The 23,073-nt window shown below is 66.9% G+C and carries 22 protein-coding genes, 1 tRNA gene and 1 pseudogene; 5 read left to right on the forward strand and 19 right to left on the reverse strand.

Annotated elements, in window-relative coordinates:
• Positions 1-5 precede the first annotated feature (5 nt).
• The gene (locus VLI63_RS01800) at positions 6-947 is read right to left on the reverse strand and encodes a DMT family transporter (protein ID WP_409155187.1); all 942 of its coding nucleotides are present in this window, start codon (positions 945-947) and stop codon (positions 6-8) included.
• 40 nt (positions 948-987) lie between these two features.
• Here VLI63_RS01800 and def point away from each other — a divergent pair, with 40 nt between their 5' ends.
• The 3 genes from def (at position 988) to VLI63_RS01815 (ending at position 3,803) form a co-directional block, all read left to right on the forward strand.
• Positions 988-1,554: a peptide deformylase gene (gene def / locus VLI63_RS01805; protein ID WP_409155189.1), complete on the forward strand. Its 567-nt coding sequence runs from the start codon at positions 988-990 to the stop codon at positions 1,552-1,554.
• A 19-nt stretch (positions 1,555-1,573) separates the two neighbouring features.
• The gene (locus tag VLI63_RS01810) at positions 1,574-2,050 is read left to right on the forward strand and encodes a GNAT family N-acetyltransferase (RefSeq protein WP_409155190.1); all 477 of its coding nucleotides are present in this window, start codon (positions 1,574-1,576) and stop codon (positions 2,048-2,050) included.
• 316 nt (positions 2,051-2,366) lie between these two features.
• A complete protein-coding gene (locus tag VLI63_RS01815) occupies positions 2,367-3,803 on the forward strand; it encodes a DUF222 domain-containing protein (RefSeq protein WP_409155192.1) in 1,437 nt (478 codons plus the stop codon).
• Positions 3,804-3,900: 97 nt separating this feature from the next.
• On the opposite strand, the gene VLI63_RS01820 is transcribed toward VLI63_RS01815, so the two are convergent.
• The 18 genes from VLI63_RS01820 to dusB form a co-directional block, all read right to left on the reverse strand.
• The gene (locus VLI63_RS01820; protein WP_409155194.1) at positions 3,901-4,206 is read right to left on the reverse strand and encodes an AzlD domain-containing protein; all 306 of its coding nucleotides are present in this window, start codon (positions 4,204-4,206) and stop codon (positions 3,901-3,903) included.
• 64 nt (positions 4,207-4,270) lie between these two features.
• Positions 4,271-5,053, reverse strand: coding sequence for an AzlC family ABC transporter permease (locus VLI63_RS01825; RefSeq protein WP_409155196.1), 783 nt, complete (start codon positions 5,051-5,053; stop codon positions 4,271-4,273).
• Positions 5,040-5,960, reverse strand: a complete 921-nt coding sequence (locus VLI63_RS01830) for a sensor histidine kinase (protein ID WP_409155197.1) — start codon at positions 5,958-5,960, stop codon at positions 5,040-5,042. Before VLI63_RS01830 ends, VLI63_RS01825 begins: the two co-directional genes overlap by 14 nt.
• A gap of 110 nt (positions 5,961-6,070) precedes the next feature.
• Positions 6,071-6,415: an SHOCT domain-containing protein gene (locus tag VLI63_RS01835; RefSeq protein ID WP_409155198.1), complete on the reverse strand. Its 345-nt coding sequence runs from the start codon at positions 6,413-6,415 to the stop codon at positions 6,071-6,073.
• Between the two features lie 132 nt (positions 6,416-6,547).
• Complete coding sequence (locus VLI63_RS01840) at positions 6,548-7,213, reverse strand: response regulator (RefSeq protein ID WP_409155200.1); 666 nt, start codon at positions 7,211-7,213, stop codon at positions 6,548-6,550.
• A complete protein-coding gene (locus VLI63_RS01845) occupies positions 7,210-8,568 on the reverse strand; it encodes a sensor histidine kinase (RefSeq protein WP_409155201.1) in 1,359 nt (452 codons plus the stop codon). The genes VLI63_RS01840 and VLI63_RS01845 overlap by 4 nt, the downstream gene beginning before the upstream one ends.
• Positions 8,569-8,710: 142 nt before the next feature.
• Positions 8,711-8,783, reverse strand: a tRNA-Asn gene (locus VLI63_RS01850).
• Positions 8,784-8,883: 100 nt separating this feature from the next.
• Complete coding sequence (locus VLI63_RS01855) at positions 8,884-9,876, reverse strand: lactonase family protein (RefSeq protein WP_409155203.1); 993 nt, start codon at positions 9,874-9,876, stop codon at positions 8,884-8,886.
• The gene (locus tag VLI63_RS01860; protein WP_409155205.1) at positions 9,873-10,886 is read right to left on the reverse strand and encodes a D-isomer specific 2-hydroxyacid dehydrogenase family protein; all 1,014 of its coding nucleotides are present in this window, start codon (positions 10,884-10,886) and stop codon (positions 9,873-9,875) included. Before VLI63_RS01860 ends, VLI63_RS01855 begins: the two co-directional genes overlap by 4 nt.
• Positions 10,883-11,233, reverse strand: a complete 351-nt coding sequence (locus tag VLI63_RS01865; protein WP_409155206.1) for a TfoX/Sxy family protein — start codon at positions 11,231-11,233, stop codon at positions 10,883-10,885. The genes VLI63_RS01860 and VLI63_RS01865 overlap by 4 nt, the downstream gene beginning before the upstream one ends.
• Positions 11,226-12,068 (reverse strand): ATP-binding cassette domain-containing protein, encoded by an 843-nt coding sequence (locus tag VLI63_RS01870; RefSeq protein ID WP_409155208.1) that lies wholly within the window; start codon positions 12,066-12,068, stop codon positions 11,226-11,228. Before VLI63_RS01870 ends, VLI63_RS01865 begins: the two co-directional genes overlap by 8 nt.
• A 2-nt stretch (positions 12,069-12,070) precedes the next feature.
• A complete protein-coding gene (locus tag VLI63_RS01875) occupies positions 12,071-13,756 on the reverse strand; it encodes a dipeptide ABC transporter ATP-binding protein (RefSeq protein WP_409155210.1) in 1,686 nt (561 codons plus the stop codon).
• Positions 13,753-14,817, reverse strand: a complete 1,065-nt coding sequence (locus VLI63_RS01880; RefSeq protein ID WP_409155211.1) for an ABC transporter permease — start codon at positions 14,815-14,817, stop codon at positions 13,753-13,755. Before VLI63_RS01880 ends, VLI63_RS01875 begins: the two co-directional genes overlap by 4 nt.
• A gap of 2 nt (positions 14,818-14,819) precedes the next feature.
• Complete coding sequence (locus tag VLI63_RS01885) at positions 14,820-15,929, reverse strand: ABC transporter permease (RefSeq protein ID WP_185200802.1); 1,110 nt, start codon at positions 15,927-15,929, stop codon at positions 14,820-14,822.
• A gap of 139 nt (positions 15,930-16,068) precedes the next feature.
• A complete protein-coding gene (locus VLI63_RS01890) occupies positions 16,069-17,697 on the reverse strand; it encodes an ABC transporter substrate-binding protein (protein ID WP_409155212.1) in 1,629 nt (542 codons plus the stop codon).
• A 177-nt stretch (positions 17,698-17,874) separates the two neighbouring features.
• Positions 17,875-19,749 (reverse strand): DNA primase, encoded by a 1,875-nt coding sequence (gene dnaG, locus VLI63_RS01895; RefSeq protein WP_409155214.1) that lies wholly within the window; start codon positions 19,747-19,749, stop codon positions 17,875-17,877.
• Positions 19,750-19,816: 67 nt separating this feature from the next.
• On the reverse strand, positions 19,817-21,055 hold the full coding sequence (locus tag VLI63_RS01900; protein WP_354575849.1) for a deoxyguanosinetriphosphate triphosphohydrolase: 1,239 nt from the start codon (positions 21,053-21,055) through the stop codon (positions 19,817-19,819).
• A complete protein-coding gene (gene dusB, locus VLI63_RS01905) occupies positions 21,048-22,217 on the reverse strand; it encodes a tRNA dihydrouridine synthase DusB (protein WP_409155216.1) in 1,170 nt (389 codons plus the stop codon). The genes VLI63_RS01900 and dusB overlap by 8 nt, the downstream gene beginning before the upstream one ends.
• A 33-nt stretch (positions 22,218-22,250) precedes the next feature.
• Here dusB and VLI63_RS01910 point away from each other — a divergent pair, with 33 nt between their 5' ends.
• Positions 22,251-22,736 (forward strand): YbaK/EbsC family protein, encoded by a 486-nt coding sequence (locus VLI63_RS01910; RefSeq protein WP_354575851.1) that lies wholly within the window; start codon positions 22,251-22,253, stop codon positions 22,734-22,736.
• 195 nt (positions 22,737-22,931) lie between these two features.
• Positions 22,932-23,036: pseudogene (locus VLI63_RS01915) on the forward strand (DUF2510 domain-containing protein); the annotation flags it as partial.
• Positions 23,037-23,073 lie beyond the last annotated feature (37 nt).

A 23,073-nucleotide genomic window follows, 5' to 3' on the forward strand; every position in this document is an offset into this window, starting at 1 on the left:
ATCGATTACAGCCTAGCGGCGGCTTCGGGCTGTCGCTTGGACAGCTGCACCACACCGTACACGGCGAGAGCACCGGCGACGACAAAGGCGAGGATCGCGTACCAGGGCGCGCCGGACGCCTCCTGCAGCACGATGATGCCGATCGAGACCGCGACGATCGGGTCGATGACGGTGAGGCCGGCGATCACGAGATCGGGCGGACCGGAGCTGTACGCGGTCTGCACGAAGTAGCCGCCGAGCACCGTGGCGGCGAGAAGCGCGACGACGCAGGCGATCGTGAGCCACTCGAATCCCTGGGCGCCGTTGAGGATGATCGTGTGCACCCGGTCGATGACGACCTTGGCGAGGGTCGCGACGAAACCGTAGAGCACGCCGGCGCCGACGATGTAGATCAGGGGTCCGAACTTCTTGCGCAGGAAGGCGAAACCCAGCGCGAATGCGATGGTGACGACACCGAGAAGGATCAGCACGGTCACGAGCTCCGTCTGGGTGATCTCCTTCGACCGGGCGAAGATGGTGGCGAAGGTCACGAAGAGTCCGACGCCCCCGACGCAGAAGATGATGGGGCGGATGGCATCCTGCTTCAGCTTCACTCCGGACACCCGGGCGTTGACGATGGCCGTGATGATGAGGGCGATCGCGCCGAGCGGCTGGACCACGATGAGCGGCGCGAAGATGAGCGCGGTGAGCTGGAAGGCAACAGCGAGCCCGAGCATCAGGGTGCCGATGACCCACGACGGTCGGCGAAGGAGCAGGAGAAGCTGGCCGAGGTTGAGGCCCGCGGTCGATGAGGCCTCGGTGAGGCTGTCGACCTTGTTGACACCGCGATGCTGGAACTGGGCACCGAGGGCGAGGAAGACGGCACCGACCAGGGCGATCGGGATTCCCAGCGCCTGGTACGGGGTGATGGAGATCTGGTCCGAAATGGCACTGAGGTCTGGCGTCACGGCACGACCCTACCCGCTGGCCCTCCGATATTCTTGGCGAATGGCCGTCCTCCCGATTCAAATCACGGGCAATCCCGTGCTCCACACCCGAGCGTCCGAAGTGACGTCGTTCGACGCCTCGCTTTCTGCGCTCGTCGCCGACATGTTCGACACGATGGAGGCCGCGCCGGGCGTCGGGCTCGCGGCTCCGCAGGTGGACGTGCCCCTTCGACTCTTCGTCTACAACTGGACGGATGACGACGACACACTCTGGCGCGGCGTGGCCATCAACCCCACCCTGTGGGTGAGCCCGGTGCCGATCGGCGCGGCGGACGAGGAAGACGAGTCCGAGGGGTGCCTCTCGGTTCCCGGCGAGCGGTACCCGCTCCGACGGTCGGAACTGGCCATCCTCAGTGCTGTCGATCTGGACCAGAAGCCGTTCGAGGTCCGGGCGGAGGGATGGCTCGCCCGCATCTTCCAGCACGAATACGACCACCTCGAGGGCGTGCTCTACGTGGATCGCCTCGACCATGCCGCGGGCAAAGCGGCCGCAAAGGCCGTCAAGAAGAGCGGTTGGGGCGAGCCGGGGCTGAGCTGGATGCCGGGAGTCGACGACCTCGAAGGGTGAGGACGGCGCGTCGGACCCTGTGATCCGGCAGCCACGGTTCTCCGAGGCGGCTGTGATCGCGGCGATCCAGGTGGACGGGTGGCGAGATACCTACGGCCACCTTCTGCCCCCGGAGTTCTATGGCGACGCCGCCCTTCGTCGGCGCGTTGCCATGTGGACGAAGATCCTCGGCGGCGAGGCTATTCCCGACCGGCTGTTCGTCGCTGAGTCATCGAGCCGCATCCAGGGATTCGCCTTTGTCGGCGACAGTCTCGACGCTCTTCCCGCTCGTCCGCTGTGCCTCTACATGATCTATGTCCGCAGTGAGCACCATGGCACGGGCATCGGTCAAGCCCTTCTCGAGGCCGCGGCCAGGGAGGATCCCCTGCAGCTCTGGATGGCAAAGGACAACCCGCGGGCGTATGCGTTCTACCGGCGAAACGGATTCGTTTTCGAAGGAACGGAACGAGTCGACAGTGCGGCGAACGATCTCGAGGAGATCGAACTCGTCCGGTGACGCGGTGCGACGGCGTGCGGGGGTTGGCGCGCGCGGGTGGGGTGTTGCGCGGGTAGGGTGTCGCGCGGGTAGGGTTTCGCGGGTTGCGGCTCGCGGGTGGGGTGTCGCGCGGGTCGGGTGTCGCGCGGGTGGGGTGTCGCGCGGGTGGGGTGTCTCGCGGGTTGGGTCTCGCGCGCCCCGATGCTCGTTTCTGCGTCGGGGCTCTTTTGTCGCCCCCGTCCGCGCGGCCTCTCCTCCACAGCGATGTGCCCGACGGATTATCCCCAGATTTGACAAAGCTCTTCAAATCTGTGTTCGAGTCTGGGAGAATGAATGCATGGCAAGTAACGAAGTTGTGTTCGACGAGTCTCTGGGTGGGGACTTCGATTCGTCGCTAGCCGGCGCGCGCCGGGCGGTGGGCTTCGTAGCCGAATGCGCTCGGTCGGTCGACACTCTTTCCGACCCCGATCTTCTTCGCATCCAGCGCGAACTCTCGGACCTCGCCCGTGAACTCGGCGCGAGCGCTGCAGTGGTGGCCGGCGAGATCGGTCACCGTTCGCGGCGGGAGCTCGGCTTTTCGGGACTCGCCCAGAGGGAGGGGTTCCGCACGCCGGAGGCCCTCGTGCGGCATGAGACCGGGTCCACCGCGCGCAACGCCTCCGCACTCGTCCAGGCGGGCACGATGGCCCGGGAATCCGCTGCGCCCGAGACCTCTTCGAGCGCCGAGCCATGGTTCCGGGAGGTCGGCGCCGCCGTTGCCGTTGGTTGCATCTCGGTGGACGCCGCCCGCGCGATCCGCGTCGGGCTCGGTGCGCCATCCGAAGGCTCTGGTGCTGTGACAGCAGATGCCCTGTCCGATGCCGCCCACCTGCTCGTGATCGAGGCGACAATCGTCGACGCGGACGAATTGCTGCGTCTGGCCCGCCGCCTGAGGGACGATCTGGACGACACTGGTATCGCGGATCGCGAGCGGGCCGCCTTCGAAGAGCGGTCGGTACGCCGCACCCGGCGTCCCAATGGTCTCTCGAGATACATCATCGACCCGGACATCGAGTCCGCGGCTTTCTGGGACGACGTCTACGACACCCTCACCTCTCCCCGCCGAGGAGGCGTCCGATTCGTCGACGACGCCGACAGGGAGTGGGCAGCAGCGATCTCCACGGACGAGCGCACCACCGACCAGTACGTGCACGACGCGTTCACCCAGCTGCTACGAATCGCGGTGGGAGCAGAGACGGGTGAGAGCCGACGGATAATGGGAGCTCGACAGCCCTCGGTGCGAGTGCTGGTGACGCGCACCGCGCTCGAGGCGGGGCACGGCCACGGCCGGATCGAAGGATGCGACATCCCGATCTCAATCGAGACCGTCGAGCGCATCGCCTGCGAGTCCGGCACGGTTCAGCTCGACTTTGACGAAGCCGGGCGCCCCCTCGACCTGGGCCGGGAACAGCGGCTGTATTCGAAGAGACAGCGGATCGCCCTGGCTGCGGCACAGGGCGGATGCTTGTTCGGGGACTGCGATCGGCCTCCCAGTTGGTGCGAGGCCCACCACTCCAGACGCTGGAAGCGAGATCAGGGCGAGACGAACATCCTCGATGGGGTGCTTCTGTGCCGCTATCACCATCTGCTCGTGCATAACAACGGTTGGGAGATTGTTCGGGATGACACGGGGTTCTGGCTCATTCCTCCTCGAAATGTCGATCCGGAACAACGGCCGCGGCCCATGCCATCGAAGAGTGCCGCCCTTCGCGACCTGAGGGTGCTCAGCGCCTAGTCGGGGGGCTAATCAGGGTGGCTGGTCAGGGTGGCTGGTCAGAGGGGGCAAGTCAGGGTGGCTGGTCACAGTGGCTGGTCAGGGTGGCTGGTCACACCTAGAAGACCGCGCGGATGAGGGCGGCTGTCGCCGCGGCCGCTATCACCACCACGATGAAGGGAACTCGCAGCGCGAGCAACAGTGCGGCCACCGCAATGGCGGGGAGGCGTGCATCGAAGACGATACGGGAGCCTGAGCCGAGAGTCTGCACCGCGATCAGGGCCGCAAGCAGTGCGACGGTCAGGAGGTTGGCGATGCGGGCGGGAGCCGGCTTCTCGAGGAACGATGCCGGCACGAGGTATCCGGCTACCTTCAGGGACAGGCACGCCAGCGAAGCGGTGATCACGATGAGCCAAAGCGTCATGATGGGCCACCTGTCAGGCGAGGGTGCCGGCCCACCGGGGACGCCGATTGAAGAACGTTACAGCTCATGTCGGAATCCCCGGGGGTTCGGGCTGGGGATTCCGACTGCCGAACCAGTTCAATCCCCCCACTATCACGGCGACGATTCCCGCCACGAGCACAGGTAGGCCCGGGATCAGCACCGGCGTGGTCACCGTGGCGATCACGGCGGCGGCGGTCGCCACGGCGACCGTCTGCAGTTGGCGCAGGCGGGGCCAGAGCAGTCCGAGGAAGGCAGCGGCTGCGGCCGCATCCAGTCCGTACATTCGGACATCGCCGAGGGCGTTGCCGATGAGGGCACCGATGAGCGAGGTGAGATTCCAGCCGACGAATACCGAGACGGCGGTGACCCAGAAGCCGATCCGCTGGGTTCGCAGTGTTGATTGGGTCGTGGCGACGGCGGTGGACTCATCGATAGTCACCCAGGCCGCTGCCAACCGGCGCCAGCGACCGCTGCCCACGATCGGAGCGACACGGATTCCGTAGATCCCGTTGCGGATGCCCAGGATCGCGGCGCTCGCGATCGCGGCCGGCCCCGCGGCCACTCCCCCGGTGGCGATGACCCCCACCAGGGCGAACTGCGAGCCGCCGGTGAACATGAGGAGGCTCATCACGCAGGTCTGCCAGACGTCGAGCCCGGCGGCGACGGCGAGGGCTCCGTAGGAGATGCCGTAGGCCGCGGCGGAAAGACCGACGGCGACACCCTTGCGGGCCACGGCCCGATCTTCGCCGCTCCAGGAAGTGGCTGCGGCGGATCCGGACTCTCGTGCTGGATCGTCGTCGGAGGGAACCGGCTCAGTCCTGGCCATCGCGCAGATTCACGCCGTGCACGCCGTTGTCGTAGCGAATCGAGGGGAACACCGCAGACACCGTGAAGCCGACACCGGGCAGCATGTTCGCGGTGAGGATGCCACGGTACAAAGCCGCACGCTCCCGCATCTCGCTCATTCCGGGTCCGACGACCACCTCGGTCAACGCATCGAGGTCGTCCTGGAAGGTGTAGGTGCGACTCTGCGCGAGTTTGTCGGGGTCGAGTCCCTCGCGGCGGGCAGCGGCGCGCACACCATCGTCGTCGATCACGACCTGCAGGCCCTCGTCGGTCCACGTGGAGCTGACGCGCACCTGGGTGCCGATGCCGCCATACTTCAGCGCATTGGACAGGGCCTCCTGCACGATACGGAAGACCGCGAGCTGCGGACCGTCGCCGAGCACGAAGGGCTCGCCGTTCTCCACGACCGTGATCTCCAGCCCGGCGTCCCGCATCACATCGAAGAGCTCGAGAGTCATGTCGGAGCGGGGCTCTGGCAGGGATTCGTCGACCGATCCGCCCACAACGGTCATCACGCGACGGAGGTCGGCGAGAGTCGATCGGGCCGCCTCGGCGATGGTGGCGGAGGCGCGCACCGCGGCTCCGGCATCCGAGGTCGCCGCGTACTGGGCGCCGTCCGCCTGGCTCACGATCGTGGAGACCGAATGGATCGCCACCTCGTGGAGTTCGCGCACGATGCGCAGCTTTCCCAGTTGCTCTTGCAGGGATGCTTCGAGGTCGAGGTTGTCGCGCTCGGCATCGACGCGGGCGAAATACTGGCGGCGGCGACCGCGTGCGGCGCGGATCCAGAGCACCAGCAACACCACCGTGAGAACGAGGAAAACCGCGGATGTCGCGGTGAGCAGGATCATCACCAGCATCGAATGCTGCTGCAGCCAGGTATTCACTCGGGTCTCCTCGGGCTGACAACATCGGGTCTGACAACGACGTGCTGTCTCTCCGAGGTTATCGCGAACCGGGATCGGCGCGCTGCCGTCCCGGTCCGCGGGTGCCGGGCCTACTTGGCCGGCGGCTGCGGCCAGGAGTTCGCCCGCAGCACCTCGAGACGTGCGCGGTAGTCATTCTCGTCGATGTCGCCCTGGGCGAATCGCTCGGCAAGGGTCGACTCCGCCGACCGGGACGGGCTGCCCCAGTGACCCCACTGGGCGCCGCCGAAGCCGGGGTGACCGTATCCGCCGCCCTGGGCGAACCAGGCGCGACGGCGACGTCGAGCGATCGAGAAGACGACCGCGAAGAGCGCGACCCAGAAGAGCGGGATGAGCAGGAAGAAAAGCCCGAAGCCGCCGACCCAGGGGCCGACGAAATGGGCCGCGGGGCCCGCGAGGGCGAGTGTTGCGAGCACGATATATCCGTTTCTGTGAGCGTTCCGGTGGCGAGAGCCGGTGGAACCGTTGAACACAACACTCGTCGCGAAGCCGAATCGGCGAATCTGCTCGGCGGATGCTTTCGGCTACTGCGCCGGGAGCACGCCCTGCTACTCCTGGTACCCCGCCCGGACGAGTCCGGTCTCGTAGGCGACGACGACGAGCTGCACCCGGTCTCTCGCGAGCAGCTTCGACATGATGCGCGACACGTGGGTCTTGGCGGTGAGCGGGCTGAGGAAGAGCTTTCGACCGATCTCGTCGTTCGTGAGCCCATGGCCGACCAGGCCGAGTACCTCCCGTTCACGTTCGGTCAGGGTCGCGAGCTGCGAGGTATCCGGCGCCTCTTTGAGGGATCCGGCGACCCGCTCGAGCAGGCGCTTCGTGACACCGGGCGACAACAGCGCGTCGCCGCCGGCCACCACCCGCACCGCGCGGATAAGCTCCTCCGGCTCGGTGTCCTTGACCAGGAAGCCGCTCGCCCCCGCGCGGATCGCCTGGGCAACGTACTCGTCGAGCTCGAAGGTGGTGACGATCACGATGTGGGTGCCGGCGAGAGCGGGATTGGCCACGATCTGCTCGGTCGCCCACAGGCCGTCCCCGTCGGGCATCCGGATGTCCATGAGAACGACATCGGGCTTCTCGCGGGCGACGAGAGCCACCGCTTCGGCGCCGGTGCCGGCCTCGCCCACCACGTCGAGGTCACTCTCCGCCTCGAGCAGTGACCGGAAGCCGCCCCGGATGAGTTGCTGGTCGTCGGCGATGGCGACGCGGATCATGGGGTGCCCTTCGGCGAAGGTCCACCGCGGGGGGCGGACGGGATGTCGGGCGCGCTGCTGTAGCTCGCCCCGGCTGCTGACTGGGGGATTCTGGCGGAGACTCGGAAGCCCCCGCCTTCGACGGGAGCGGCACTCAGACTGCCGCCGAGGAGTTCGGCCCGCTCGTGCATACCGAGCAGACCACGGCCCCCGGTGTCCTGACGTGGTGGGCTTCCGGTGCCGTTGTCGACGATCTCGAGCACGTAGAAACCACCCTCTTCCCGGGCGGTCACGGTCACCGTGGTCGCCTTGGCATGACGGAGCACATTCGTCAGCGACTCCTGCGCGATGCGGTAAAGCGCGAGCTGGGTGCCTGCGCTCGGGACGGTCTCGATCGTGTTGCGCACATCGACGGCGACGCCCTGGGAGGCGATCGAAGCGGCGAGGCCGCCGAGACGGGAGAGATCGGGCTCCGGCACCAGCGGCGCGCTGGGATCCGCTCCTCCTTCGGCACGAAGGATGCCGAGCACCGAGCGCACTTCGTCGAGGGCCGTCTTACTGGACTCCTTGATGCTCGCCAGGGCCGCCTTGGCCTTCTCCGGCTGTTTGTCCATGAGATGAAGCCCCACACCGGCCTGGACGTTGATCTGGCTGAGGGAATGCGCGAGCACATCGTGAAGCTCACGGGCGATCCGCACCCGCTCGGCCTGCACCTCGGACTGCTTGCGTTCGGCGATCCGGCGGGAAATCTCCGCATACTGCTCCCGGCGCGTTCGCACGCTCTCCCCCACACCGAGCACGATGAGAATTCCGAGCGTCACGGCCGCGATTCGCGGGGGCGAGACATCGAGACCGGCGAGCAGCGATATGGCGAGGGCGAGGAGCCAGGCCGCCGACACCGAAATCCAGGCCCAGCTTCGGGCGCCCCGCACCACAGCGGACACGATGGCGAAGGCGAGGGCCAGGTAGGGCGGATGGTCGGAGCTGCGGAACAGCAGCAGGTCGGCGCCTCCCGCGGCGGCCGCGATGGCCACGACCGGACCCGGGAAGCGACGGGCGGCGAGCAGGGCGAGAGGACCGATGAGAGCGAGCCCGAGCCCGATCAGGAGCATCCTCGGGTCTGTCCAGACTGCGGTGCGAACAAGGCCGTTACCCGGGCGCACACTGAAGAAAACCGCCGGCACCTGCACGAACAGCGAAAAGAGCACCGGAAAGATCAGCCGCATCCTGCGCGCGCCGGCGGAATTCTGGCGCCGGGCGCGACTGGCCTCCATCTCCTGCCAGGGCTCGTGCCAGGATTCGAAATTCCGATCGGTGAAACGACCACCTCGGCGCTCGGTCCAGCCCGCGCTGTCGAAACGACCGTGGAAGGGCATGGATCGATCGTAGTTGCGGCTCTCGCCCGGGACATCCGCTGCCGGATGGCCGGCGGCTACTCCCCCGGGAGTAGTGGCGGACCGGCATCCGCCGCTTAAGCAACGAATGCCGCAGGGGGTGGAGCCCCGTGCGGCAATCGAGCTCCCCGACTTGGACTCGAACCAAGAACCGCCGCATTAACAGTGCGATGCTCTGCCAATTGAGCTATCGAGGATTGCTGAAACAGCTTGACCACTTTACCAAAGGTACGCGTTGCACCAAATCGTGCGGTGCAATCCCCCGGGCAACTCGTGCTCGACGCTGAATCGACGTGTCTACAGTACCGGCAGCAGGAAGGTCGGCGATGCAACCTCCATCGGCGAGCCGAGCGGATGAGGGATGCCGGTCACCGGATCGATGCGGAATGCGGCCACCGTCGACGACAACTGGTTCGCCACCAGAAGCACGTCGCCGTCGATGACGCAGAGGTGTCGTGGGCAGTCGCCGTCGCTGGAGACCGTCGCGACCGGACTGAGGTCTCCGGCGCGGATCACGGCGATGCGATTTGACCCGCGCAACCCCGTGTAGAGAAACCGGGCGGACGCGTCGGTCGCGAGTCCCGCGGCATGATCTCCATCGACCCAGTCTTCGGTGATCGTTGCCGCCTCGAGCACCTGACCCCTGCCATCGAGGGCGAAAAGGGTGCCCTGCAGCTCTCCGAGCAGGATCGTCCGACCCGCCAGGCGCACCAGGTCCCGCGGCCCGGTGCCCGGCGGAAGCGCCACGGATGCCGTGCGCACGAGCCTGCCGTTCTCGACCGCGTGCACGTGCACCCGGTCGGCGCCGAGATCCGCGCTGAGCACGGTCGATCCCTGCACGAGGGTCGAGTGGGCATGCGGCCGCTCCTGCGCCGGATTGGGTCCACTGCCCTGCGACGACAGGGTCTGGATCGACCCGCCGATGCGGCCGCCGGGCAGGAGCGGGAAGACATCGATGGATCCGTCGAGGTAGTTCGACACGAACAGGCGATCGAGCGTGACGCTCACGTGACAGGGGAAACCGCCGCTGGTCGGTTGGCCTCCGAGCGATCGGAGAGAGCCCTGACTCCGACGGAACGCCTCGATGCGGCCGGCCGGGCCGGAGCCGTACTCGTCGGTCGCGTAGACCAGACCATCGGGGCCGGAGGCGAGGAACGAAGGGGACGAGGTCGGCGTCGTTTCGAGCAATTCCAGCCGCGCGTCATCCCCGTGCCAGCGCAGCAGCGAGATGCCCTTCGCGTCTCCCATGGTGGCGGTGTAGCCGCCCACCAGCAGGTCGGTCGTGGTCAATAGCCGGCCTTCGGATCAACGACTCCGACGAAACGGCCGTCGCCCACGAAGGCGGCGACGTTCTCGCGAATCCTCTCAGCGAGCAGCGGCATCGTCATCTCCGGGGTATCCGCACTGTGCGGTGTGATGAGGATGTGCGGAGCGGTCCAGAGCGGATGCCCGTCCGGCAGCGGCTCCGGGTCGGTGACGTCGAGGCCGGCGCCCGCGATCTCCCCGCGACGGAGCGCATCGACCAGGGCATCCGTGTCGACGAGATCGCCCCTGGCGATGTTCACGAGCACGGCGCTGTTCTTCATCGCCGCGAACGCCGGGGCGCCGAACAGGTGGCGGGTGCCCGCGGTGGATGCCGCGGCGATGACCACCACATCGGCATCCGGCAGCGCCTGTGCCAGCCCGTCGACGGTGATGGTCCGTCGGGCACCGGCGACACGGTCCGTGGTGCGCCGCACGATGGTTACGCTCACGCCGAAGGGCGCGAGGAGTCGAAGCAGCTCCCTCGCAACGCCGCCGGCACCCACGATCAGCACCGAGAGTCCGTAGAGAGAGCGTCCGATCTTGGGACCGGTCGGCCAGCCGGTGGCTCTCACCCGCTCGGGGATCACCCGCAGCAGAGCGAGCACGAGGGTGAGCGCATGTTCGGCGACGGGTTGCGAGTAGGCACCCTTCGCGCTGGTCCAGAGGGGAAACGGGCGATCGGCGTGTGCGCGCAGGAGCTCGGCGAATACGTCGACACCGGCGTAGGGAAGCTGCACCCAGTCGATCGAGGGGTACGAATCCAGGGTGGACCTGAGCGCTGCCGCACCGCCGTAGGACAGCCAGATGAGCCCGCGGGTCTGCGGGCCGAGATCGACGAGCTCGCCTCCGCCTGCGGCGACCGCCCGGGCGAAGACGTCTTCCGCCGCGGAGAGGGTCGCCGAGGCCGGAACGATGCTGACCGGCCCGGCTGCCGGACGCCGATCGTCGCCGAGAACGCGCCCGGCATCGGCCGTCACGCTGCGGTGCTGGCTCACGCGCGCTCGGAGGGTGAGCCGGTGGGCCGCGACTTCTTCGGGCGGGGAGCCGGGCGCGCATCCGCCGTCGCCTGCACGGCCCGCTGCAACCAGTCCCGGTCTTCGAGAAGCTCGCCGGGCACGGAGCGATAGTTCTTTGCGCCGGGATACGGCGGCGCGGGAACCGTGCGCTCGAACAGCGCGGCTTCGGCGTCGGTCGGGGTGAGAAAGAGAGTGTCGTCGCAGATGAAACCGACGACTTTCTCATCACAGTAGATGGCGTGCTCCCCGAACATCGTGCGGGTGCGGATGTTCAGGTCGCCGAGCTGGTCTTCGATGAACCGAACCGTGTCCGGGTTGTTAGCCATGAAACTTCTCCGTCTTGGCACTGCCGAGCGCGGCGCGCGAGCGAGCCAATCCCTTGAGGTACTCGTTCTCCGGGGCGGTCGTGAGCGTGTCGAGGTCCCCGAGCCCGACCAAGATGCCCTTCTGCATCACCGCGAGTTTCGGAGCGATGCGGGAGAGGACTGCGAGGTCGCTGCTCACCACGATCGCGGTGAGACCACGGTCGCGATGAAGGTCTCGCAGGGTGTCGAGCACGCCGTCGCGCACGCTCGCGTCCACTCCGCGGGTCGGCTCGTCGGCCACGAGCAGTGTCGGCTCCAGAACTATCGCGCGGGCAAGGGCCACCCTCTGCCGTTGGCCGCTGCTCAGTTGGTAGGGCAGCCGGTTCATCAGGCTGAGCGGCAGGCGCACAGCGTCGATGACCGTCGCCACGGCATCCGAGGCTTCCCGCACGCTGAATCGGCGATCGCGTTGGTAGATCGGCTCGGCGACGTTCTCGGCGACGGTCAACAGCGGGCTGAGCCGCTCCGCCGCATCCTGCCGCAGAAAGCCGACCTGCAGCGTCAGTCGATCACGGGCACGGCGTCCCACATGGCGCAGGCGGGTGCCGTGCACCTCGAGCTGACCACCGCAGATCCTCGGCATGGCGTCCCCACCGCGCCCGGCGAGGCCCGCGATTGCGAGTGCGAGCGTGGACTTGCCCGATCCCGACTCCCCCACAATGCCCAGCATCTCGCCAGCGGCGATCTCGAGGGTGACCCCGCGCACAGCGAGATACGGCCGGGCATGATTCGAGCGGTAGACCATCGAGACATCCCGGGCGGCCACCACAAGGCCTGTCGAATTCGCTGCGCTCACGGTCAGTCCGCGGCTCGGAGCATCCGAAGTTCTTCGCGTCGCTTCGCCTGCTCTGCCGGGTTCGGCACGGGCAACGAGGCGAGCAGACGCTTGGTGTACGGATGCTTCGGCGCTCCGAGCACCTCGGCTCCGGTGCCTTCCTCCACGAGTTCACCGTGGTACAGAACCGCGATACGGTCGGCGAGGATGTCGACGACGGCGAGATCGTGACTGATGAACAGAGCCGCGAAGCCGAACTCTCTCTGCAGCTCCGCGAAGAGTTCGAGCACGCGGGCCTGCACCGAGACGTCGAGAGCGCTGGTGGGCTCATCGGCGATGAGCAACTTCGGCTGAAGCGCGAGGGCGCGGGCGAGGGAGGCGCGCTGGCGCTGGCCACCACTCAGCTCGTGCGGATAGCGGTCGCCGAAAGCGCGGGGAAGCTGCACCGCTTCGAGCAGCTCATCGACCCGCGCGCGGGCGGAACGGGCATCAGGAGCGCGACCCTGCACGATGAGGGGCTCGGCGACGCACTCGGCGATGGTGAGCAGCGGGTTGAAACTGGTCGCCGGGTCCTGGAAGACGAACCCGATGTCACTGCGCAGGGGGCGGAATTTGCGTTCCTTCACCCCGAGCATCTCCTGGCCGAGCACGGTCAGCGAGCCGCCGGTGATGCGGGTGAGGCCTCCGATGGCGCGACCGATGGTGGTCTTGCCCGATCCGCTCTCGCCCACGAGTCCGAGCACCTCGCGCGCACCGATCTCGAAGCTCACTCCGTTGACCGCGCGGAATCCGGAGCGACCGAAACGACCGGGGTATTCGATCTCGAGCGCTGTCGCGACAACGAGTGGGGGTTCGGTCGCGGCGAGGGCTCGCTCTGCCGCCCGCTCCTGGGTCTTCACGGTGCCCGAACCGAGATAGGGAACGGCCGCAAGCAGTCTCTTCGTGTATTCGTGCTGCGGGTTGCCGAACAGGCTCGTGGCATCCGCTTCCTCAACGACCTTGCCCTGATACATCACCGCGACCCGGTCGGCCAGGTCGGCGACGACGCCCATGTTGTGGGTGATGAGCACGATCGCGGTATCGAATTCGTCGCGGCAGCGGCGCAGAAGGTCGAGGATCTCCGCCTGCACCGTCACGTCGAGCGCCGTGGTGGGCTCGTCGGCCACGATCAGCTCTGGATCGAGCACGAGAGCCATGGCGATCACCACACGCTGCTTCTGCCCGCCCGAGAACTGGTGCGGGTAGTAATCGACCCGTTCCTCTGGATCGGGGATTCCCACCTTGCCGAGGATCTCGATGGCCTTGGCCTTCGCCTCGGCGCGAGAGTACTTGCCGTGTGCTCGCAGGCCCTCGGCGATCTGCCAGCCCACGGTATAGACGGGGTTCAGTGCGGTCGACGGCTCCTGGAACACCATGGCGGCGCTCGTTCCGCGAATCTCCCTCAGGCGGCTGTGGCTGACGGTGACGACGTTGTCGTTGCCGAGCAGCACGACACCGGATGCCGTCGCCGTCTCGGGAAGGAGCCCCAGGATCGTCTTGGCGGTCACGGTCTTGCCACTGCCGCTCTCGCCGACGATGGCGAGCACCTCTCCGGCATTCACCGAAAGGGTCACCCCGTCGACGGCCCGCACATCGCCGCCGTCCGTGGCAAAGGTGACGGAGAGGTCGGTGATTCCCACGGCCTGCTGGCCGCGCACGAGACTGCTCATGAGCGTGCCTCCAGTTCTGAGGAGTCGAGTTCCAGGTCGCCGACGACATCCGTGCTCGCCTCCGGAGCGCTGTCTCCGGTTGGACCGAGTGCGGGCAACGTGCCTGCGGCCCGGCGCCGAGTGCGCAGGCGCGGATCTGCGAGGTCGTTGAGGCTCTCCCCCACGAGGGTCATGCCGAGAACGGCGAGCACGATCGCCAGGCCGGGGAAGACAGAGGTCCACCAGATTCCGCTGGTGACGTCGGAGATCGACTTGTTGAGGTCGTAGCCCCATTCGGCGGCGGAAGTCGGTTCGATACCGAAACCGAGGAAGCCGAGCCCGGCAAGGGTGAGGATCGCCTCGGAGGCGTTGAGGGTGAAGATGAGCGGAAGGGTGCGGGTGGCATTTCGCAGGATGTGCCGGAACATGATGCGTCCGGAGGACGCGCCGAGGACCTTCGCAGACTCGACGAACGCTTCAGCTTTGATGCGCACCGTCTCGGCCCGGATCACCCTGAAGTACTGCGGGATGAACACGACGGTGATCGAAATCGCGGCCGCGAAGACACCCCCGATGAGTTGTGACTTGCCCCCGGTGATGACGATCGACATGACGATCGCGAGCAGCAGTGTCGGGAATGCGTAGACCGCGTCGCAGACGACAACGAGCACGCGGTCGAGCCAGCCTCCGAGGTAGCCGGAGACCACTCCGAGGAGGACCCCGGCGAAGATCGACAGGATGATCGCGACCACGATCACGAACAGCGCGGTCTGCGATCCCCAGATCACTCGAGAGAGCACGTCGTACCCTCCGACGGTGGTTCCGAGGAGATGAGTCGAGGAGGGCGGATTCTGGGCGCCGAAGTTGCCGTTCGCGTCGGTGAGCTGCGAGAAGCCGTAGGGCGCCAGAATCGGTGCGAAGAGCGCGGTGAGAAGGAAGATCACGACGATCGTCAGGCCGGCGACGAGCATGCCGCGCTGGAGACCGACGCTCTGGCGCACCTGGTGCACTATCGGGATGCGCGCCCAGAGGGGACGCTTCACGGGCGGTGCGTCGCGGTGTTCGGCGGTGTTCACACTCATGATCAGTACCTCACTCGGGGATCGATGAGAGCGGCGATGACGTCGACTATGAAGTTCGTGACCGCCACGACGACTGCGAGGAGCGCCACGATCCCCTGCACAGCGACGAAGTCACGGGCGGCGAGATACTGCGCAAGCTGGAACCCGAGGCCCTTCCACTCGAAGGTGGTCTCGGTGAGCACCGCACCGCCGAGCAGCAGCGCGATCTGGAGACCGATGACCGTGATGATCGGGATGAGCGCGGGCTTATAGGCGTGCTTGCGCACCAGCCGATACTCGCTGACCCCCCGGGACCGGGCGGCGTCGACGTAGTCCGCCGAGAGCGTGCCGATCACGTTGGTGCGCACCAGCCGGAGGAAGATCCCGGCGGTCAGGAGCCCGAGGGCGATTCCCGGCAGGACGGCGTGGCTGAGGACATCCGCGAGGTCGGCCGGGTTTCCGGTCTGGATCGCGTCGATCAGGTAGATGCCGGTGGGGTGCGGAAGCAGCTCGATATCGAGTTCCGTGCCGGTCGACGCCCGGCCGGAGACGGGGAGCACCCCGAGCCAGACCGAGAAGACGAGCTTGAGCAGCAGTCCGGCGAAGAACACCGGTGTCGCGTAGCAGAGGATCGCGAAGACGCGGAGTATCGCATCCGGCCACTTGTCGCGGCAGTAGGCGGCGAGCATCCCGAGCGGGATCCCCACGATGAAAGCCACGATGAGGGCGTAGAACGCTAGCTCAAGGGTCGCCCCGCCGTAGGTGAGCAACACCTTCGTGACCGGCTGGTTGTCACTGATCGTCGTGCCGAAGTTGCCGGTGAAGATCTGCCCGAGGTATTCGAAATATTGCACGAGGATCGGACGGTCATAGCCAGCCGCGTGGATACGCTCCTGCAGCTGGGCTGCGCTCAGCCGACCACCGAGGGCGGCGGTGATCGGGTCACCGATCGTGCGCATCAGGATGAAGACCATCGTGACCAGGATGAAAACGGTCGGGATGATCAGCAGCAGCCGCACGATGATGTAGCGGCCGATCTGGTTGCCGCCGGCGGCCCCTCTCTTTCGAGAACCCACCCGGCTCGTGCCCGGAGGCGGCGGCGCTGCCTCTGCCGGAATCACGGTTGTCGTCATGGTCACCAATCTGCGCTGCGGGTCATCGTGCCGCCAAGAAGAACCGGGGGCGACCCGCTTTCGCGAGCCACCCCCGGCCACGGCTACCAAAAGGTTAGCCGGTACTGATCACTGCCGTGACAGCGGTACCCTCCGCTCGTTACTTCGAGAGCGTGCCGAAACGGAACTTGAAGGACGCGTCGAGAGTGACTCCCGACACCTTCTTGCCGGCGACCGCGACCTGGGCGCCCTGCAGCAGCGGCACCGTGGACAGGTCGGCTGCAACCTTGTCCTGGATGGTCTCGATGTCCTTCGTGCGCTTGGCCTTGTCGGTCTCCACAGCCTGTGCCTTGATCAGCGAATCGACCTCGGAGTTGCTGTAGTGGTTTCCGAGGAAGTGGCCCTCGGCGAAGAAGGGCGACAGGTAGTTGTCGGCGTCCGAGTAGTCGGGGAACCAGCCGAGCTGGTACTCCGGGTACACGTCCTTCGTGCGGTCCTTCGAGTAGGTGACCCACTCGGTGGACTGCAGGTTCACCGTGAAGAGTCCGCCCTTTTCGAGCTGGCTCTTGACGAGCGCATACTCGTCACCCGAAGAGGCACCGTAGTGGTCCGGGTTGTACTGGAGGTTCAGCGCGACGGGGGCGGTGATGCCAGCAGCGGTCAGGGTCGACTTGGCCTTAGCGCCGTCCGGGCCCCCGTTGCCATCGCCGTACAGGCCCTTGAGTGCCGTGTTGGCACCGGTGAGGCCGGCAGGGACGTAGGAGTACAGCGGCAGGTAGGTGCCCTTGTAGACCTGGTCGGCGATCGCCTGGCGGTCGACGAGGTCGGCGACGGCCTGGCGAACGGCAAGCGCCTTCGCAGCATCCGCACCGTCGGCCTTTGCACCGAAGGGCTGGGTGTCGAAGTTGAAGACGATGTAGCGGATCTCGCCGCCGGGGCCGGTCGTCACCTTGACTGCCGAATCCTTCTTGAGGTCGGCGATGTCGGTGGCAGAGAGGCTGCGCGACGCGACGTCGATGCCGCCCTTCTGCACGTCGAGCTTCATGTTCGACTGGTCGGTGTAGTACTTGAGGTTGACCGTCGGAGTCTTGGGCGCGCCGAGCATGCCCTTGTAGTCCGCGAACGCCTTGAACTGCACGAGCTGGTTGAACTTGTAGCTACCGATCGTGTACTGCCCGGCGAAGGCCTTGCCCTTGATGATGTCGTCATCACTTGTGACCTTGTCGGCAGAGAATACCTGCTCGTCCACGATCGGCGCGGCTGGGCTCGATAGGATCTGGGGCCAGATCTGGTCGTTGGCTGCCTTGAGCGTGAAGACGACGGTCGTCGCATCCGGTGCCGCGGTGCTCACCAGGTTGGCGAGAAGCGTGGACGGGCCGTTCTCATCGGCGATCTTCAGCTGGCGGTCGAAGGAGAACTTGACGTCGGAGGAGGTGAGCTTGTCGCCGTTGGCGAAAGTCAGACCCTTCTTGAGCACGACGGTGTACTCGGTCGGGGACGTGAACGTGGCCGACTCCGCGATGTCGGGCTGGACCTCTGAAGTGCCCGGCTTCGAGTTGAGCAGGAAGGGATACACCTGGTTCATGACAGCGAACGAGCCGTTGTCGTACGAACCGGCGGGGTCCAGCGAGGTCACCTTGTCGGTGGTGCCGACGGTGATCGACGTCGCGCCCGACGAGGTGTTATTCGAGCCTCCGCCCGCGGAGCACCCCGCGAGGGTGAGCGCCGCGATTGCGGTGCCCCCGAGAACGGCAAGCGATCGCTTGCGGAACGTGGATGCGGATGTCATATCCGTTACGCCTCTCTGTTGGAAAAGACCATGGTGAACCCGCGCCGAAACGACGGATGTCCAGGCTGTATGAGTCCTTCGTACCACTCGGGGACTCCCCGCGACCAATCGCAGACGACCAAAACGACGAATGTTTATGCATCTGCAACACACGGCGTGCCGCCGACGAGCGTGATGCTATTCGCTGCGGAGCGCGCGGCGTTCGGCTTCGATTCGCACGAGTTCCACCTGCAGCGCGCGGTATTTCTCGGGCTCTGCCGCGGCATCCGTGCGCTGGGACTGGCCGAGCAGCTCGGCCTTTCGCCGCAGCAGGTCGCGGGCGATCAGGTCGGTGGTGACGGCCTGGCAGTACAGGGTGAGCTCACGCCCCTCGCGTTCCGGTAGCGGGGCGAGGCCGAGCTCCTTGACGAGCATCGCGAAGGGTGCCGGCACCTCGTCGATGACCCTGGCGAGCCATTCGGCGGAGTCGAAAAGGTCCATGCTCGCCATCACCCCGTCGCGGACGACCGCAAGGGAGGGGTTCGCGAATGCGACCTGGCTCGCACGCTCGACTAGCCCGCGGCCGATGAGCGTCGGCTGCTGCAGGATGGCCATGAGGGCATCACGTTCCAGCCGGGTCGAGGGATCGATCGGGAGGTTCACCAGAGAAGGTCCCTGCTCGAGCACCGGGGCCGCCGCTTCCGGCTCGCCGAAACCGCGCACCTCGCGGGGGATCTCGGGGGTGCGGGCACGAGCAGCGCTCACGGCACGTCCCACCTCGTCCGGGTCCATGCCGAGCCAGCCGGCAAGGTTGCGCACATACCCCACGTTGAGCGCCTGGTCGCGGATGCCGGCGACGACGGGAGCGGATGCCCTGAGCGCCGCCACCCGGCCCTCCACCGTGTCGAGATTGTGCCCGGCGAGCACCCGGCGGATCATGAACTCGAACATGGGCTTCTTGGACTGCACCAGTCTGCGCACGGCATCGTCGCCGCGCTCGAGGCGAAGATCGCAGGGGTCGAGACCGTCGGGGGCGACGGCCACGAAGGTCTGCGCGGCGAAGCGCTGTTCCTCGGTGAAGGCGCGGCTCGCCGCCTTCTGGCCAGCCTCATCCGGGTCGAAGGTGAAGACCACCTCGCCGGTGCCGGTCGTATCGGAGTTCTCCACGTCGCCGAGCACGCGACGCACCACCTTGATGTGGTCGACACCGAAGGCCGTGCCGCAGGTGGCGACGGCGGTGGTGACTCCGGCGAGGTGACAGGCCATCACGTCGGTATAGCCCTCGACGACTACGACCTGCCGGCCACGGGAGATGTCGCGTTTGGCGAGATCGAGCCCGTAGAGCACCTGGGACTTGTGATAGACGGCCGTCTCGGGAGTGTTGAGGTACTTGGGACCCTGGTCGTCATCCAGCAGCTTGCGGGCACCGAAACCGAGCGTCTGCCCGGTCACGTCACGGATGGGCCAGACCAGTCGCCCACGGAACCGGTCGTAGGTGCCGCGGTCACCCTGCCCGACGAGACCGGAGGCGACGAGTTCGGCCTCGGTGTAGCCGAGCGTCTTGAGGTGTTTGGTGAGCCCGGTCTTCGGTGCGAAGCCGACGCCGAAGCGCTCGGCAGCGGAGGGGTCGAACCCGCGTTTACCCAGGAAAACCCGGGCGGGCTCAGCATCCGGAGTGACCAACTGCGACACGAAGTACTCGGCAGCAGACTGGTTTGCGGCGAGGATTCGGGCACGATTGCCATGGTCGCTGTTGGCCTGGCCGCCGTCTTCGTAGTGGAGCTCGTAGCCCACCCGCGCGGCCATCCGCTCCACAGCCTCTGTGAAGCTCGTGTGATCCATCTTCTGCAGGAAACTGAAGACGTCGCCGTCCTCGCCGCAGCCGAAGCAGTGGTAGCGGCCGACCTGCGGTCGCACGTGGAAGCTGGGGCTTCGCTCGTCATGGAAAGGGCACAAGCCTTTGAGCGAGCCGACTCCCGCACCCTTGAGCGTGACGTAATCGCCGACGATATCGGCGATGTTGATGCGCGAACGCACCTCGTCGATATCGTTTCGTCGAATGAGGCCGGGCACCTGATGATTCTACTGAGCGCCGCTGACCACGATCTGGCCGTCGCCGGGCCGGTGCGGACGCGCGCGATCAGCCGACGATGCGCTCGTGCCAGGCCATCGCGGACTGGTCGGTGAGCGAGGCCACCTGGTCGACGACCGCTCGCTTGCGGCCGGCATCCGTCGTGGCTGCCCTCCAGTCCGCCGCGAATCCGGGGTCGAGGGATGATCCGCCCCGGGCGAGCAGCGTCGTGGCGAGCTCGGTGAGCACTTCGCGCTGTTGCGTGTAGATGGGCTGCCGGGTGTTCTTGGACATGACGAAGGCTGCGACGATGCCCTTCAGCACCGCGATCTCCGCTCGGATCTCCCGTGGCACGATGATGTCCGCCCCGAAACGGATGAGGCTCCCGCCATCCTGGGTGCGTGTCGCCTGGACTGCGGCGGCCGCGAATCGCCCGATCAGCTGGCTGGTGAGGTTCTTGAGCCGGCCCTGCGCCTGCCGGCTGCCATCCCAGTCCTCGAGCCAGACGTCGAGGGAGTCGAGTCGATCGAAGGCCTCGATGAGCTCATCGTGGTCGAGCTCTCCACCGATCCACGCGAACATCGAATCGACGAGAGCATCGTGGTTGACCCTCGCGCCGAGGGCCTTCACGTCGATGTACCCGCTGACGACGGCATCCTCGAAGTCGTGAACGGAGTAGGCGATGTCGTCGGAGAGGTCCATCACCTGGGCTTCGATGCAGAGACGACGCTCCGGGGCTCCGTCACGCAGCCAGTGGAATGCCTCGACGTCGTCGGAATAGAAGCCGAATTTGGCCCGACCGCTGGGATCACCAACCGAGGAGCTCTCCGGCCACGGATACTTGCAGCTCGCGTCGAGGCTCGCCCGGGTGAGGTTGAGACCGTAGGAGCGGCCGTCCGCTCCGAAGACCTTCGGCTCGATGCGGGTCAGCAGCCGGAGGGTCTGCGCGTTGCCCTCGAATCCGCCGATGTCGATGGCCCAGGTGTTGAGGGCACGCTCGCCGTTGTGCCCGAAGGGCGGATGACCGAGGTCGTGCGCGAGGCAGGCCGTGTCGACCACATCCGGGTCCAGCCCGAGGCTCGTCGCGAGTTCGCGACCGACCTGCGCGACCTCGAGGGAATGAGTGAGCCGATTCCTGGCGAAGTCGAGGCCGGCTGCCGGGCTCAGCACCTGGGTCTTGGCCGCGAGACGCCGGAGCGCACTGGAATGCAGGAGGCGCGCCCGGTCCCGGGCGAAGTCGCTGCGTCGGCTCGAATGCTCCTCCGGATACCAACGAGCGGTGTCGTGGTCCGAGTAGGTCTCAACCACCGCTGTTATGGATCTCTGCTTCGGCGACCTCTGCGCGCTGGGTATCGGCAAGCTCGCGGCTGTCGAGCCATCCGTTGGGCAGCGACGTGCGCTTCGGGGTTCCGGCGCGGCCGCGCGGGCCCTCGGCATCGGCGCCGGGGTACGGGAGGCTCCAGTCGAGGCGACCGAGCAGGTCGTCCATCTGCTGCAGGCTTTCCACCGTCGCGAGCGAGGAGCGGATGTCGCCGCCCACCGGGTAGCCCTTGAAGTACCAGCCGATGTGCTTACGGATGTCGCGGCAGGCGTGATCCTCGTCGCCATCGAAGAAGTCCATCAGGAGTTCGGTGTGGCGGCGCAGGGTCTCGGCGACGATGCCGAGCGAAGGCTGGGGAATCTCCGACTCGCCGGCGAACGCCGAGGCGAGCTCGCCGAAGAGCCACGGGCGCCCGAGGCAGCCACGGCCGACCACGACCCCGTCGCATCCGGTCTCGTCCATCATGCGGATCGCGTCCGCGCCCGACCAGATGTCACCGTTGCCGAGAATGGGAACACCGGAGATCGTCTCCTTGAGCGTCGCGATCGCCGACCAGTCGGCATGGCCGCTGTAGAACTCGGACGCGGTGCGGGCATGAAGCGCGATGCTCGCTACCCCGGCACCCTCGGCGATGCGGCCCGCTTCGAGGTAGGTGAGGTGGCTGGAGTCGATGCCCTTGCGCATCTTGATCGTGAGCGGGAGGTCCCCGGCGGCCTTCACCGCGCCCTCGACGATCTCCTGGAAGAGGTCGAGCTTCCATGGCAGAGCGGCTCCCCCGCCCTTGCGGGTGACCTTGGGCACCGGGCATCCGAAGTTCAGGTCGATGTGGTCGGCGCGGTCTTCCGCTACCAGCATGGTGACCGCTTCGGACACGGTCTTCGGGTCGACACCGTAGAGCTGGATGCTGCGGGTCGTCTCCGATTCGTGGTGCTTGATGAGGCGCATGGAGCCCTCGGTGCGCTCGACGAGGGCGCGGCTGGTGATCATCTCCGAGACGTAGAGACCGGCGCCGAACTCGCGGCAGAGCCGACGGAACGCGGTGTTGGTGATGCCGGCCATCGGGGCGAGCACGACCGGCACAGAGAGCGCGAGAGGCCCGATCTGTAGGCTCTTCTCTACGCTCTTGTGGGGAGCGGCTGTCATGGTCATCCCCCAATTCTCTCAGGCAAAGGTGAACCCGACGTGACTGCCCCCACCGGACGAGCACGAGTGCTGGCGGATGCCACGGCTCGCGGCCTCGAAATCGAGGTGGTCGAGCGGCCCGCCGCCGACTCCCTCGAGCAGGCAGCGGTCTTGCTGGGAATCGAGGCGCGGCAGATCGTCAAGTCGCTCGTGGTGCGTCGGCACACGCCGGACGGAGCGCCCCGCGAATATCTGTTCGCGCTGATCCCGGGCGATCGGCAGATCTCCTGGCCGAAGCTGCGGGCTGCGGTCGGGGTCAACAAACTCTCTCTGCCCTCCCCCGAGCTGGCGCTCGAGGCGACCGGATTTGAGCGCGGCACCATCACGCCGCTCGGCAGTTCCACCACGTGGCCCGTCTTCGCCGACGTCTCGATGGTCGGCGGGCGGGTCGCCATGGGGGCAGGAGAGGCAGGCTACAGCGCGTTCGTGGAGGCCGATGACCTCCTGAGGACCTACGGCGCGACAGTCGCCGACATCACCGCCTAGCCGATCCACCCGCCCGCGTCTCACTTTCTCCGCCCAACCGTCACTGACGGTCGTCTGCGCTCTCCGAAACAGCAGTTTGTGACGGTTGACCGCGGTCGACGGCGACCCGAATGGGGGGCTCGCGAGCTTCGCTCACCTCTCTTTAGACTCGGGAGGTTCCCAGCGAAAGGCAGTTCCGTGTCCGAGACAGAGACTATGGCAGGCGGGCCGGCGGCAGGCTGGTATCCCGATCCCGCGGGGTCCGGTGCACTTCGCTGGTGGTCGGGCGCCTCCTGGACAGAGCATTTCGCTCCGGTGCCTGAGCAACCTGCGCCCATCGGCGACGCAGTCTCTTCAC

This window comes from Lacisediminihabitans sp. H27-G8, assembly GCF_046156175.1.
In the GTDB taxonomy this organism is placed as follows: domain Bacteria; phylum Actinomycetota; class Actinomycetes; order Actinomycetales; family Microbacteriaceae; genus Lacisediminihabitans.